This is a genomic window from Neisseria sp. P0021.S007 (assembly GCF_051956855.1).
The window spans coordinates 1-516 of record NZ_JBQCXA010001210.1; the positions used below are offsets into that span (position 1 = coordinate 1).

The window sequence follows — 516 nt, forward strand, 5'->3', positions numbered from 1 at the left end:
ATTCAAAGCCGTCCGCCTTAATCGGATAAGGCTCATATGCCTGTCCCTGCCAGACAACCGCCGTACCCCGCTCGTTGACCTGATTGCAGAAATAGAAAACCCGACCACCCAGCGGCCGCAAGTCCACTTGCCACAAATCGACCAAAACATCCTGCTGCGCGGCAGACAAGGCTTGCAGCATCACGCCCGACATGGCCTTTATACGCGGATTCATGAAAACACCTCCTCAAACGTACAGCTCAATTCGTAGGCTTTGCCACCCTTCGCCGTTTCCTGATATTCCGATACCTTGACCAATACAGGCACGCCGTCGGGCGGTCTCCAATTAAACGGCTCAACACCGCGCCGGGCATCAAAAAAGGCTTTGATTTCTCCCATCAAAGCCTTTTGTCCGACTATCTTGATCTCCCAGCTTCGCAGCTTCGGTTTCAAAGATTTAGGCTGCCGTTGCTCGTAGCCGTCGCCAAAGCGGACGGAACGGACATCGAATTTATGTACAGCCTTATTATCCGAAGC

The 516-nt window shown here is 52.9% G+C and carries 1 protein-coding gene and 1 pseudogene; both read right to left on the reverse strand.

Features of this window, described 5'->3' with window-relative positions:
- Positions 1–214 (reverse strand): annotated as a pseudogene (locus ACTHUR_RS18335) (phage minor tail protein L); the annotation flags it as partial.
- Positions 211–516: phage tail protein (locus tag ACTHUR_RS18340; protein WP_440400195.1), on the reverse strand; the 306-nt coding region annotated here is incomplete at its 5' end. The pseudogene ACTHUR_RS18335 and the gene ACTHUR_RS18340, both read right to left, overlap by 4 nt.